The organism is Pseudomonas sp. Ant30-3, from assembly GCF_000690905.1.
In the GTDB taxonomy this organism is placed as follows: Bacteria; Pseudomonadota; Gammaproteobacteria; order Pseudomonadales; family Pseudomonadaceae; genus Aquipseudomonas.
The window spans coordinates 1-459 of record NZ_JMCL01000261.1 but is presented as its reverse complement, the minus strand read 5'-3'; the positions used below and the strand labels follow the sequence as shown (position 1 = coordinate 459).

At 61.7% G+C, this 459-nt stretch carries 1 protein-coding gene; it reads right to left on the bottom strand.

Features of this window, described 5'->3' with window-relative positions:
• A partial coding sequence (locus DU29_RS0129270; protein WP_028624834.1) for a LysR family transcriptional regulator occupies positions 1–348 on the bottom strand: 348 nt, incomplete at its 3' end.
• Between the last annotated feature and the right edge of the window lie 111 nt (positions 349–459).

Below are 459 nucleotides of genomic sequence, written 5' to 3'. Positions count from 1 at the left end.
TTCCTGCCGACACAGCGCCAGCAAGGACGGCAGGCGCGAGGGCGTGATGCCGTCGGACAGTGCGATACGCAACTGACCGTGGAAGCCGTTGGTGGCTGCATTCACGCTATCGCGCGCCTGCTGCAAGGCGGTGAAGATGCGCGGCACATGCTCCAGAAACAGCTTGCCCGCCCGTGTCAGCCGCGTGCTGCGGCTGGTACGAATGAACAACTGTTCGCCCAGGCTCTCCTCCAGCTCCTTGATAGTGCGCGACAGCGGTGACTGCTCGATGTGCAGCCTCTCCGCCGCGCGGGCGAAATGTAGTTCTTCGGCGACAGCGAGAAAGCAGCGTAAGTGTCGAATCTCCATTTCGCCTCCTGTTGTCAGTACAAAGGCCGTTTGAGAGTCGCAGCGTTGTAGCCGCTCATCTCACCGAGTTCATCCAGTTCAGGCCTGTCGCCGCTTTTGTGGCGCTGCGCG